This window comes from Pedobacter sp. UYP30 (genome assembly GCF_040547165.1).
Taxonomy (GTDB): Bacteria; Bacteroidota; Bacteroidia; order Sphingobacteriales; family Sphingobacteriaceae; genus Pedobacter.
Map to the genome: position 1 here is coordinate 1 of NZ_JBEPPD010000001.1, position 12,313 is coordinate 12,313.

The 12,313-nt window shown below is 34.8% G+C and carries 14 protein-coding genes and 1 tRNA gene; 5 read left to right on the plus strand and 10 right to left on the minus strand.

Going from position 1 to position 12,313, the window contains the following annotated elements; all coding sequences use genetic code 11:
• Nucleotides 1–349 precede the first annotated feature (349 nt).
• The 5 genes from ABIB40_RS00005 to ABIB40_RS00025 all read left to right on the plus strand — a co-directional run bounded on the left by ABIB40_RS00005 (nt 350) and on the right by ABIB40_RS00025 (nt 5,724).
• Entirely contained in the window at nt 350–1,711 is a 1,362-nt protein-coding gene (locus ABIB40_RS00005) for a phage integrase SAM-like domain-containing protein (RefSeq protein WP_354354678.1), read from the plus strand.
• Nucleotides 1,712–1,736: 25 nt separating this feature from the next.
• Nucleotides 1,737–2,567, plus strand: a complete 831-nt coding sequence (locus ABIB40_RS00010) for a hypothetical protein (RefSeq protein WP_354354680.1) — start codon at nt 1,737–1,739, stop codon at nt 2,565–2,567.
• 163 nt (nt 2,568–2,730) lie between these two features.
• Nucleotides 2,731–3,009, plus strand: coding sequence for a helix-turn-helix domain-containing protein (locus tag ABIB40_RS00015; RefSeq protein WP_354354682.1), 279 nt, complete (start codon nt 2,731–2,733; stop codon nt 3,007–3,009).
• Nucleotides 3,010–3,273: 264 nt separating this feature from the next.
• The gene (locus ABIB40_RS00020; protein ID WP_354354684.1) at nt 3,274–4,401 is read left to right on the plus strand and encodes a hypothetical protein; all 1,128 of its coding nucleotides are present in this window, start codon (nt 3,274–3,276) and stop codon (nt 4,399–4,401) included.
• A gap of 108 nt (nt 4,402–4,509) precedes the next feature.
• Complete coding sequence (locus ABIB40_RS00025; RefSeq protein ID WP_354354686.1) at nt 4,510–5,724, plus strand: hypothetical protein; 1,215 nt, start codon at nt 4,510–4,512, stop codon at nt 5,722–5,724.
• Nucleotides 5,725–6,157: 433 nt separating this feature from the next.
• On the opposite strand, the gene ABIB40_RS00030 is transcribed toward ABIB40_RS00025, so the two are convergent.
• From ABIB40_RS00030 to ABIB40_RS00075, 10 genes are all read right to left on the minus strand, one after another.
• Complete coding sequence (locus ABIB40_RS00030; protein WP_354354688.1) at nt 6,158–6,391, minus strand: hypothetical protein; 234 nt, start codon at nt 6,389–6,391, stop codon at nt 6,158–6,160.
• A gap of 109 nt (nt 6,392–6,500) precedes the next feature.
• Complete coding sequence (locus tag ABIB40_RS00035; protein WP_354354690.1) at nt 6,501–7,136, minus strand: SOS response-associated peptidase family protein; 636 nt, start codon at nt 7,134–7,136, stop codon at nt 6,501–6,503.
• A gap of 2 nt (nt 7,137–7,138) precedes the next feature.
• Nucleotides 7,139–7,381, minus strand: a complete 243-nt coding sequence (locus tag ABIB40_RS00040) for a hypothetical protein (protein ID WP_354354692.1) — start codon at nt 7,379–7,381, stop codon at nt 7,139–7,141.
• On the minus strand, nt 7,378–7,704 hold the full coding sequence (locus tag ABIB40_RS00045; RefSeq protein ID WP_354354694.1) for a hypothetical protein: 327 nt from the start codon (nt 7,702–7,704) through the stop codon (nt 7,378–7,380). The genes ABIB40_RS00040 and ABIB40_RS00045 overlap by 4 nt, the downstream gene beginning before the upstream one ends.
• A 328-nt stretch (nt 7,705–8,032) precedes the next feature.
• A complete protein-coding gene (locus tag ABIB40_RS00050; RefSeq protein WP_354354696.1) occupies nt 8,033–8,290 on the minus strand; it encodes a hypothetical protein in 258 nt (85 codons plus the stop codon).
• A 418-nt stretch (nt 8,291–8,708) separates the two neighbouring features.
• A tRNA-Ser gene (locus ABIB40_RS00055) sits at nt 8,709–8,795 on the minus strand.
• Nucleotides 8,796–8,889: 94 nt separating this feature from the next.
• On the minus strand, nt 8,890–9,879 hold the full coding sequence (locus ABIB40_RS00060) for a YihY/virulence factor BrkB family protein (protein ID WP_354354698.1): 990 nt from the start codon (nt 9,877–9,879) through the stop codon (nt 8,890–8,892).
• 6 nt (nt 9,880–9,885) lie between these two features.
• Nucleotides 9,886–10,290: an acyl-CoA thioesterase gene (locus ABIB40_RS00065; protein WP_354354700.1), complete on the minus strand. Its 405-nt coding sequence runs from the start codon at nt 10,288–10,290 to the stop codon at nt 9,886–9,888.
• A complete protein-coding gene (gene mltG / locus ABIB40_RS00070; RefSeq protein WP_354354702.1) occupies nt 10,290–11,345 on the minus strand; it encodes an endolytic transglycosylase MltG in 1,056 nt (351 codons plus the stop codon). The genes ABIB40_RS00065 and mltG overlap by 1 nt, the downstream gene beginning before the upstream one ends.
• A gap of 4 nt (nt 11,346–11,349) precedes the next feature.
• Nucleotides 11,350–12,210 (minus strand): PASTA domain-containing protein, encoded by an 861-nt coding sequence (locus ABIB40_RS00075; RefSeq protein ID WP_354354704.1) that lies wholly within the window; start codon nt 12,208–12,210, stop codon nt 11,350–11,352.
• Between the last annotated feature and the right edge of the window lie 103 nt (nt 12,211–12,313).

The following is a 12,313-nucleotide window of genomic DNA, read 5'->3' on the forward strand; positions in this document are numbered from 1 at the left end:
GACCAGCATAAACACACAATTTTAATGAGAAAATTAACCGCATAATTAATCTTTGAAATTTAAAAGAATACTCTTGTTTTATAGGGGTCAAAACACACAGTACAAAGAAAAAGCCCCAATTAATTGATTAACAATTAATTGGGGCTATAGTCTGCGGAGAGTGGGGGACTTGAACGTATGTAAAACCCTTACAATCAATATTAACAAAAACTACTTTAGAACATGATTAAACAAGATTTATCATTTTTTAATTAAATACGATTACATTTAGTTAACACAAAAACTGCACCACCAATTGCACCACCAAATTTTATTGTTTATATTTGGTTAAGATTAATAACGGCAATCTATGAGTAAAAAAAAAACAATCGGAACAATCCGTTTTGAACTTCGCAAAGGAGTGAGGGGAGAAAATGGCAAACTACCTGTAAGCCTAATATATTCTATTAAGGGCAACCGCAAACGTTTTAGTTTAGATCAGACTATTTTATCAGAGTATTGGGATGCAAAAGAGCAAAGAGCTTTTTATATACCGCAGCGTGAGGCAAAGAGAAAATTAAATCATTTACCAGTTAATCAACTATTAACCGAAATAGAGATAAATGAGATTAATGATATTTTGGATAGTGTAGAGATTGACATAAAAGCCATAGAAGATAAGTTTTTGGCGTTATCAATTCCTTTTAGTTCTCAAACTGTAATTGATGCTTTAATAAGCAAAAAGCCCGATGCATTTAAAGTAGAAGAAAAAACCGATTTGGTGTTTGATTATATTGATAGGTATATTGTAGAACACGAAGCAAGCAGGGAAGCTGGAAGCTTATCGGTTTACAAATCCATAAAAAACCATTTAAAAGCTTATCAAGACGCAACAAATCACAAAGTAACCTTTGAGGGCATAGATTATAGTTTTTTTAATAAGTTCCAAAACTTTTTGATTAAGCGAACCAAAACGGATAAAGCTGGAAATATTAACCCGATGCTGAATAATACAACCATAGCCAAAGCATTAAGCACCCTAAAAACCTTTTTAACCTATGCAAAGAAAGAGGGTGTAAAAGTAAATGATAGTTTCAGAGATTTCACAATAAAGCGTGAAAAATTAGAGGTTATAGCTTTAGAGCAAAACGAACTGCAAAACTTAATTGATTTTGATTTAAGCAATAATAAAAGACTTGATAAAGTTAGAGATATTTTTGTTTTCGCTTGCGCTACTGGTTTACGTTTTAGCGATGTTCAGCAACTTAAAGCAGAACATTTAGATAATGAAAGTATAAACATAGTAGTAAAGAAAACTAAAACCGCCTTAACAGTGCCTTTAAATATTTTTTCAGCTGGCATACTTGAAAAATATAGCGAACTAAATAAGCCTTTACCTACAATCAGTAACCAAAAACTAAACGAGTACATAAAAGAGTTATGCGAATTGGCAGGCATTGCGAAACAAATCGAAATAGTACGTTTTTTTGGTAAAAAACGAATTGTAACCACTTACCCAAAATTTGAACTTATTAGTTTTCACACCGCTCGAAAAACATTTGTAACCTTATCTTTAGAGCGTGGAATGAGTGCCGAAGAGGTTATGACTATTTCAGGGCATGAAGATTATAAAAGCTTTAAACGTTACGTAAACATTACCGAGAAACGTAAAAAGGTAGTGATGTTGAAAGCCTGGGGCGCACCAAAGGAAAGAAAATTAAAGGTAGTTTAGGATTTATTTATAACGGCAAGATATTATGTTTTTTACAAAGGAACTTGATAAACGGACATGGAAGTATTTGATGCGTGAAGATGAGATACTGGAAATTTTGAAACGGGGACTTCCTGTCATAAATGATAAGTTAACCCTAACCACTACATTAAAGGACTTAATGGAAATTTACTGTACCGAAGAACATTTTGAAAATCTTTATAACCAAAAATCAACCGAGACCGCAAAGAGATTATTTAAAAAAGACCTTTTAAAAACTTTAAAGTCTTGTAATAACGGTGCAGAAATTAGGAAAATAGGCTATCGCAATGCAATCAGAGAAATGCCATTACAATTAATAGATTTAGGATATATGTTTATAAATATGGTTTGCGATAATTCCACCGGTGTTGAAAATTTTGTTCGCTACCAATTTATTCCATTTCCAAATCATATACCTCCAATACTTGCGGAGGGCGTAGGTATTGCGCTTTTTTTAGCTGATAAGCAAAACAAACAGATTTTTAAAGGAGAAAACCTAGACCAATTATTAGAACCTAAATTTATTTTAGGATTAAATGAAGTTCAAATAAGTAAATCTTACAAACACTTTAAGCAACACTTTGAAAAACCGATAATAACATACAAAGATTATTTTGATTGTTTTAACGAAAACATAACTCCAAAGCCTTTTAAATTAATTAAAGGACAAAATAAATACTTTAATTATTTCCTTTCAATAGCAGGCGCAAACGATCGTATTGCAAGCAAAAGATTTGGAATAAAACAATTTGACAACGTAAAAAGCAGAAACAAAAAGGACATGAAAACAGAAACCGTTTTTGTTAACCAAATGAAAGCAATTTTAAATAAGTGATATAAAAACGTTTGTACACTATACAACCCTATACAAAAAAAGTTAATCAACACTCAGCAACTATCTATTATTAAGGTAGTTGCTTTTTTGTTTTTTATTAAAACTATACAATAAGCTATACACCACATCCCCAAAATTGCGAGCATACGAAAACAACAAAAGTATGTTACAAATCATAACAACCAATGAAGCTTTTAAAAGCTTAATTCTGGAGGCGGTAGAATTTGCCGTTAACAACATCCCACAAAAAGAGCCTACCAAAGAGGCGCAAATTATCACAGGCGAAGACCTTTCTAAAAAGTTAGGGGTTACAATTCAAACATTGATACGCTGGAGGCAAAAGGGCAAAATACCTTTTTTGCAAATCGGTAATTCAATAAGGTACGATTTATATAAAGTATTGGATAGTTTGGAAGCCAAAAAGAAAGGGGCTAAGAAATGAGAAATTTCAAAACCCCTTTTAAATCTTCAACGACAAACGAAGATAAAGAAAATCGATTAATCTTTAAAGCTTTACACTTATATAAGCAACCATTAACGAGGCGCAAACTAAGTGAATTAACAGGCTTAGAGATAGCGACGCTTTGCAGAGCCTTATACAACCTTACTTATAAAAGCAAATCGCTTAGAGTGGCTAAAATTGCCCGATGCCCTACAACTGGCAAACGTGTTTATCATTTTTACTTCGCAAAGGAGGGCGCACAAAATGGAAACTAAATTTAAAATGCCACCTATTGAAGAGATTGAAGACAATACACCTATTGAAGATATTAACGGTAAAATATTTATTCCTAATTGGCATAACAGACCACCCGAAATACCGCCCGTACTTCGTTTAAATGGAGTCGGGATTTTAACACACGGCAATATTACAGCCGTAATTGCTTCGCCAGGAGCTGGTAAAAGTAGTATATGTGAAGCTATTTGTGCAAGCCACTTAAATAATGATGTTGACTGTTTAGGTTTTGAGGGAAATAAAGATTTTAGGGGTGTAATCTATTGTGATTTTGAACGTACGGAGCTGGACGTTTGGAACTCTTTTAGTAGAATGGCAAAACGGGCAAATATCAATTTTGGAGATAGTACCGATAAAGTCATTTTAGTAGGTATGCGCTCGATAGCTCGATTATCTCAAAGACTTGATGCAATTACTAATCTTTTAGAAAATAACCCTTGTAGCCTTTTGATTTTGGACGGTTCAGGCGATTTGGTTACGGATACAAACGATTTACCGCAAGCTATTGAATGTAGAATTTTATTTAGGGAATGGACTGTAAAATATAATTTATCAATATTCACAACCTTGCATCCAAATCCCGGTTCAGAAAAACCACGGGGGCATGCTGGAAGTGAAATATGCAGGGAAGGTGAAACCATCCTTTTAGCTACGAGAATAGAAAACGATACGCATATTTTAACAACTGATTTTGACTTTGGAAAAAACCGCAATAATGCCCACGTAAACACAGCTTATAAGTGGAATAATGAAGCAATGATGTTTTTATCAGCTGAGATGCCCGTGAAACAAAGTAAGAGTCAAAAAAAATCAGCGTACGAAGTTGAAAATATAGACCATGTAAAAATTCTTTTAGAAATATTTGCCGGCGATATAAAGCCCAAATTAAGCGAACTAAAAACACGTGTTATTACATATTATAAAAAGATACTAAATGATGACTTATCAGCTAGACGTGTTAGTGAGTACATTGATTATTTTATCAATGATAAAGGCTGGATTGCAAAAGTTGGTAAAGACCGAAGCCCAAACGCTCACTATATTTTACTAACTGAAACATTAACTCAAACGCCACTCGAACAAACTGAAACAGACTAAAACCGTATGAGTTGCACCCCTTATTTAACTGACTCAAACACACTCCCCCTCTTTATATAGGGGAGTGTATGAGTGGAGTGAATGTGTAACCGTGTTAACTGAAACACAATGACAACGGATAAATTTATAATTCATATAAACACTTTATATTTTTTTACCTACAATCTCAAAAATGTTGAAGAGCGTAAAGCAGTAAAGAAACATAAAGACACCTTAATAAAAATGTTAGGTAGTGGATTTGAAACGGTACTTAATGCACTGGTTAAAAGTGAAACTATCACTTATAAAAACTTTAATGATTTGTACTTAATTAAACCACTTAAACAGGGTGCAATTGATATAACAAGCATTGAAAGCAAAAAGCAACCAACTAATAAACTGATTATCAATATTCGGGAAATGCTAAAACGTGTAACTATTCAAGATGGGATTAAAACACCACCGTTTTTTAATTTGTTCGCAAAGCACAACCACCAATATATAAGCCACTTTTTTAATGAAGATAGTTTTGTAGGGAGATTACACACTCCAATAAGTAATTTACACAGGGTTTTAAGACCTTATTTATTAATCGATAGCGAACCAACTGCGCACATAGACATAAATACCGCACAACCTTTATTTTTAGCCCGTACGCTAAACGAAGTGATAGGAGACAATGAGTTTACTAATTGGGTTTATTCAGGTGCAGACGTTTATAATGAATTGTTAGCTAAATCAAGTTTGCCGGATAGAGATACAGCAAAAAAGAAGTTTCTAAAAACCTTATTCAATTATGATTTAAACGAGATTATAAATCTTTATGGCAATAGTGAGTGGGCGCAATGGGTTAATTGGTATAAGAGCAACCCCGAACCTCGAAACAAGAAAATCAAAAGCTGGAATGTAAACCCATATTATAACAATCTTGCCTGGTTACTTCAAAAAATTGAGGTGCAAACAATGCGCAAAGTATGGCAAAAACTCGCTGCGGTAAACATTCCATTTCTAACCGTACACGATAGCGTTATAATTAAGCAAACAGACCACGCCAAAGCCTTAGAGATTTTCCACAGCGTAATGAGGGCAGAATTTAGCTTTTATAAACTGCATAGTGAGGGGATGCCCGAACCTACAAAGCCCACCATTTTGCCGCTTGTATTAATAGAGCTGCAAATCGAATACAGCACATTAGAACAAGACAGTAAGATTGCACCGCAGCAACAAGAACGAGTAAAACGGTACTGGAGAAACGTAACCGATTGCTTGCGTAATAAAGGCATCGGCCTAAATATGGCAATGAAAGAATTAACAGAATATAAACACTATCTAAAACAGAACTAGGTGGAAAGTAAACACGACGTAGGAAACTAAAGGGAAGATCGCAAATAGGTGACCGCTCAGCCACTAATTTAAATCCGTTGTCCGCAGTTTAGAATAGTTTAGTTTTAAAAACTTTACTAAACTTTACCTTTTTTATAGTGTCCATTTGTCCAATACATTTATTTACTTTTATTTACCTTTTAAGCCCTACATAATTTACAATAACTTACCTTTTCAGAGAGAAAAGTATGTTAACATTTGTTTACATTTGTTCAGATGCTACCCTACAAAACACTACTTTTCCACCCCTCTAAAGTTTACTAAAGGTTACTTTCAACTAGTCCGAAATCTTAAAATTTTCAGTAATTTAAAATAGTTTTTTAGGCTCAATTAATTGCAATAACAGCAATATAACAGTAATAAAATACTAAAATCTGACGAAATTTGACAACCCCTATGAGGTTTGATTTTTTAAAACAATTTCTATCAAACTATCAGCGTCCGCAGTTGTGAATAGTTCGGGCTTATTGAAGTAAACACGCCAACCGTCCGACATTTTATTTACTTGACCCCATACGTAATTATCCACCATTAAATAATAGTTGCAATTAGCCGCACCCGATGGCTGCGACAATCGAACAGCTTTAACCTCGCCATCAAAAAAACCGTTGAATGTAATATCTGGCATAGTAACTAAAAATGGATTATTCCAAATAAGTTTAAGATTATCAAAATAACAATCAAAATAAGTGCGCCTATTGATTGCTCTTTTAGCGTAAAACGATTGTTGTGTCTCATTATTTTGGCACCTCCACAGCGGTTAGAAAATCGTTTGGTATTGGTTCTATTGTCTTTATCCTATCAGTTAATGAAAGTTCACTATCAATCCAAAATTTATAATTTTCTTGCGTTAACATTGCCGGCATACGTTGTTTTGCGTTGTGGATTTTTGCCATCATTTCATTCGCCGGGTTCGTAATCATTGTACAGCTTTTATAAATTTCGCCTGTTATTCTGTTTTTCCAACTTTCCCAAAGCCCGCCAATAATTGTGACTTCGCTATTTGCCTGGTGTAAATAGTATTTATGTGAACCGATCTTTTTAATAGGGTCATCCCAATGCCACTCTATAAACCCCTCACAGATTAAGGCACAATGTTTTTTACCTAACAACGGCATCCAAGTTTTTGACGTGGTAAGACTTTCTTTTTTAGCGTTAAAAGTCGAATACTTTGGTGCTGTAAAGGTAGGAGACCAACTAGGAACTAATGACCAATAGCCATCTTGCAAGATGTTTGGTTCTGCATCGGTTATCAAAGAGATTTGACCTTTGGGAAAAACAAGATCCCCTTGCTTATATTTTTCTGTCATTTCCTGTTTTAAAGAAATGGCAAAAGCGGAATTTAACTGGATTGTCTTAACGGTGCTGCACATTTTTATTTAGGGTTTTCGTAATGCCAGTCTATTTGAGAGCCGATATATTGCACTGTCTCATAGTCTAAATTACCGTACATAGTTATCCAATGCAGATCCTGCATCTCTAATTGTGCAATCCGTTTGCCCCCAATTATTATCTCAAATGTTGAAATAGTATTTTCACCACGCCATGAGGTTAAAACAACCGCTTCAACTGATCCACCGCCAAAATTTAATTTTATCTTAAAATCGTTGTCGGTCATAACTCTACAATGTTGGTTTTTGCAAACAGTATAGTATCTGCAAATTTCCCGTTTGATGAAAAGATAAAAAATTGGCTTGTATCTGTTCTATTAATCGGCGAAAATTGCTTTTTTATCAATTCTGCATCCAATTCTTTAGCACGATTGACAATTTTGTGCCTAGACTTAAAATACAAGTCGCTTTTTTCGTTAGTAATTTCGTAAGCTAAGGTAACGATGACAGCAACATCCAAGCCCACACCACTAAGATCTTTAACATTATCTACCTCGGGCAGATCAAAAAAATCTATCTTTTTATAATTATTTAGGTTTACTTCAGCCATTGGTTATGATTGACAATGCTAAGCTACAAAATTTCTGACATTGGATAAATAGAAAGGTTTTTTAACTATCTTAAGTTTAAAGATTGAAACGCCGATAAGATGTGACAAATAATGACGGGGTAGAGTGATATTAAGATTTTAACACAGTCAATAGCACTAATTTCGCATAGCCTTTTTTACCGGCCAGCTGTCGAACTAATTAGGATTAAACGAATTTTCAAACTAGTAAAACTTTAAACAAACTACATTCGATTAAATAAAGGTCTATTTAAAATTTATTCCAATCGATTACTTTAATAAAGCTCACCAAACAGAAAATCGTTAAATACTAATCTTTTGCGCAGGTAATTCTGGTAGAGGTTATCTTTTGATTTATACCTGCACCTCCATTATTTGAGTAAGTTGAGCCTGATTTTTGATAGTCCTGAATCTCCTTACTCGTCTTGTCGCATACAATAGTTTCCGTTGTATCCTTAACAAATGTATTGCCTATTGCTGCGGTCGCTGTAATTTTGCATTTCCAACATACTTTTTTTTCACAAGAAGAAAGTATTACGCAGAATAGGCAAACAATCAATATTTTCATAATAATTAGATTAGTTTTTAGATATAAAAATAATATTCGTTAGGGTGTTCTTAACCAAATTTAATTATCGAAATAATGCGTAGCAAGTTTAACATTTCACTTAACTTAAATATCTTCAAAAAAATGCTTTTAATAAAAATGGTAATTACGGAACAATTTACAATAATTTACTTTTTGATACTTCGTAAACACTCACTTTTAAAAAAAAGGGTTACCAACTGAATGATAAACCCTTTTAAGATTTTCCTAATAACGACAAAAGGAATAATCAAAAATACCACATTAAAACGGGATACTCAAATAGTATAATTTGCATTTTTAAAACTGAAAATTGCACCACTAATTGCACCACCGAATTATTTTTGTAATAAAAAATGCCTTTAGTTATAAGCTAAAGGCATTTACCTAAAAAAGGCTGCGGAGAGTGGGGGATTCGAACCCGCGGACCCTTTAACAAGTCAACAGTTTTCAAGACTGCCGCAATCGACCACTCTGCCAACTCTCCGCCGCAAAAGTACAAACTCAAAACAATTCTGCAAACTTAGAATGCTTTTTTTTTTATCAAAATTGGTAAATGGTTAACAACTAGGCAGAAAAAGTTAATCTTTATTGCGCTGCGTGCCTAGGTTAGCTTCTTTAAACGCATTAAACTTTGGTTTTACCAATTTATAAACACGTTTACTTACTTGTATGCTTGCGTTCAGCTCGAAACCGACTAACAAAATAAGCGAATTTAAGTACAACCAGATCATGATTACGATTAGCGTGCCTATCGATCCGTATACTTTGTTGTATGACGCAAAATGATTGATGTAGAATGTAAACCCCCAAATGGTTAAGAATGCCAAAATAGTCGCTAAAAATGCTCCAGAACTAAAAAGTTTCCATTTTTTGGTATGCGACGGGCCGTACCTGTATAACATCGAAATGTTTATAAAATATAATCCTACCAAGAAAACCCATTTTAACAGCAGAACAGCAAAGTCGACGGTTGCGTTATGTTTAAAATGTAAATGGAGTTGTAAATAAGTCCTAACATAATCGCTTGCGGCAAGGGCACCAATACAAATAATGATAGAGACGACGATGGCGAAGGTAAGCACAAGCGCTATTAGCCTCTTTTTTAGCCATCCTCGTGTTTCTATAATTAGAGAAGATCTGTTAAAAGCTTTCATCAAGTTTACTACGCCATTGGTTGCAAAAAATATTGCAGAAAAAAATCCAAATGATAGTAAGCCGCCGTTTTGATTTTTTATAATGTCTTTTAACGTGGCCTCAAATGCTATATAAGCGTTGCTGGGCAGCAACAATTCTATAATACCCAACAGTTGATCTTGAAAATGATTGATGGGCACAAAGGGGATAAGCGTGAAAAGGAAAATGATGGCAGGAAAAATGGCCAACATAAAATTGTAGGCCAAAGAAGAAGATTTATTTAAAAGTTCGTCTTTTCCTATTTCTCTAAAAAAAAAGGTTGCTACGGTGTAGAGCGGGAGGGAACTGAAACCCGGAAGGATACAATGTTTTGTCCACTCTATAAAATCTGCGTAGAATTTAAGTTTTAGTAAGTTTCTATGTAGCCATTCCATTTAACATTAAAAGAAATGTGCAAGTTTCTCCATAAACTTTTCTGGCGGATGGGTAGGGCGCTTTGTAATCATGTCTACAAACACAAGCGTTGTTTTACCAAGATGCACCAACTCTTCTTTTTGATTAAAAATTTCGTATTCGAAAAAGATTCTTGCAGCAGGTAGCACCTTTATACTTGTTTTTATGGTAATCAGTTCATCGTAATAAACAGGTTTGATGTATTTGCAATTTAGCTCTAAAACGGGCATCATTACACCTGCAGCCTCCATGGCGCTATAACTCATGCCCAAACTTCTAAGCATTTCTACTCTTGCAACCTCGAAATACTCGGCATAGTTGCCATAATAAACGTAACCCATTTGGTCCGTTTCGCCGTATCGCGTTCTAAGCTTTGTTTCGTGGCTAAACATTATTTAAAAATTTTGCGCCTGTTTAGGGCTTCGCGATATTTCCTTGCATTGGCATTGTGCTCTGCTTGTGTAGCTGCAAAGTTATGGTAGCCAGAGAAATCTTCTTTGGCACACATATAAATGTAATTGTTCTTGTCGTGATTTAACACCGCGTCTATTGCGTTAATGCTAGGCATCATAATAGGGCCAGGAGGTAGGCCAGCATATTTGTAGGTGTTATATAAAGACGGTGTTTGAAGTAGTATGTTAGTTACACGTTTTACGTTAAAATCGCCGTTGGCAAAAATTACTGTTGGATCTGCCTGCAATAATTGCCCTCTATTTAGCCTGTTTAAATACAAACCAGCTATGATGGGCATTTCCTTATCATAAAGCGCTTCTCCATCTACAATAGAGGCTAAAATAGTTACCTGTATGGGTGATAAATTTAAGCTTGCTGCTTTTTTCTTTCGCGCTGCTGTCCAAAAAGATTCGTACTCTTTATTCATTCTTATAAAGAAATCTACGGGATTTTCATTCCAATACACATTGTAAGTATTTGGGATGAACATAGCGTATATATTGTCTTGGTTAAATCCGTATTTCGTAATCAGATTACTAGAATCTAGTACGTTAATAAATTGCGATGAATCTGCCTCAAGGTTCTTGGCTAAAAACGCAGCAAAATTTTCTTTGGTGCGTAAGTTGTGTATTTTTAACTTAACGGGGTCCTGGTTGCCCGCTTTTATCATATTTACCACTACCCGGTTGGTCATTCCCTTCTTTACCAAATATCTACCTGGTTTAAGGTTTTCTCCGAGATTCATTTTTGTAGCAGCTTTTTTAAATTCGCCAATGCTGTTTACAAGGTCTTTGCTTTCTAGCTCATTTATTAGCGCATCTAAATTGCCACCAGTTTTAACGTAAAGGTATTTTTGTTTCCCCGTAAAGTTTGGCGAAAAGTAAGTTCTATAAAAGTTGAGCATAAAATATCCACCCAGCAAAATGGCTAGGCAAATAATTACTAATGCTATTTTTTTACCGTTGCTCATCTTCTTTTCTAATGGATCTGCCATATTGTTAGCGTAAAGGTTTTACTGGTGTAGGAGTATTTGGATTGTTAGGGTCGTTCTGTTTAGGCTGTTCCATGCTATTGTTTGGGTCGATGACAACTTTCGGTCTGTTAGATAGCGTAATGTTTATCCTTGTTCCGATAGAAACTTTACTAACAGAATCGACTGGCATTGGGTTTTGGGCAACAATAACTGCGTTGGCACTATCTGTAATCTGGCCATCGTAAATTACTGTTCCAAGCGCAAGCATAGATCCTTTTAAACTAAATTTTGCTTCATCAATAGTTAGTCCGGTAAGTTGGGGAATGTCTACTTCTTCGCTGCCCCTTCCATCACCAAGTACTAAATTAATTCGAGAGCCTACGGGTATGTTGTCTCCAGTTTTTATGGGTTGCCCGCCAAACGATGTTTCCAAAACCACATCTTTGCTAATGTCTGCTTTGTAGGTAGTATCGCCAACCTTTAACCTAGAGCTTTCTAAAATTGCCGTGGCTTCTCTTAAGTTTTTAAACTCTACGTCCGGAAAATTAGTGTCGGGTATTTTGCCGGCATTTATGGTTAGGTAAACTGTTCGGTTATCCTTAACAAAAGTATTGGCATCTGGATCTTGATCTATTACATAGCCCGGTGGCTTGTCCATAATAAAAACAGAGTCAATTTCGTATTTTAAGCCAGCATCTTCCAGTTTTTTAACTGCCTGCGTCAAAATTAAGCCTTTAACCTGCGGAACACTTAATCCTTCTCCGTGTTTCGTATAATATCTTAAACTAAAAAAAGCAGCTCCCACTAAAATAATTACGGTAACAAACGCAGCAATTACCGTGTTTCTAAAGGAAGATGTTTTTAGGTACTGTGTAAATTTAGACATGAATAGGTAGATCTGTTTAAAACGTAATAATTCAGTATAAAAGTGCGGGCAACAAATAAAATCCTGTCTACCTCTTTAACGGTGCGTAAAAGTAACACTTGTA